Annotated in this window: 1 pseudogene; it reads left to right on the top strand. The window is 64.8% G+C overall.

From position 1 onward, the window contains the following. Nucleotides 1–435, top strand: a pseudogene (locus tag B7P34_RS36265) (IS21 family transposase); the annotation flags it as partial.

Below are 435 nucleotides of genomic sequence, written 5' to 3' on the forward strand. Positions count from 1 at the left end.
GTCCACCGTGACCACCTTAGCGTGCGCGAAGCCAGCCGAAGGCTCGGCATCTCTCGCAACACGGCCGCCAAGTGGTTGAAGGCCAATGAGATGGTCGAGCCCAGCTACCCCAAGCGGGCGACCGTCCCCAGCGTTCTGGATCCGTACAAGGAACAGCTGTCCACCTGGCTGAAGGCCGACAGCCACCGCAACAAGCGCGAGCGCCGTGGCATCAAGGCCATGTTCCGGGCATTGCAGGCCATGGGCTATCCGGGCAGCCGAGGCCCGGTCTATGAGTTCGCCAAGCGCTGGCAGCAGGCGCAGTCCAATGCACCCACGCGCATGGCCTTCGTGCCCATGAGTTTCGAGATGGGCGAGGCCTTCCAGTTCGACTGGAGCTGCGAGTACCTGTTCGTGGGCGGCATGCGCAAACGCCTGGAGGCCGCGCACACCAAG

Source organism: Streptosporangium nondiastaticum (assembly GCF_003011965.1).
Lineage (GTDB): Bacteria > Actinomycetota > Actinomycetes > Streptomycetales > Streptomycetaceae > Streptomyces > Streptomyces nondiastaticus.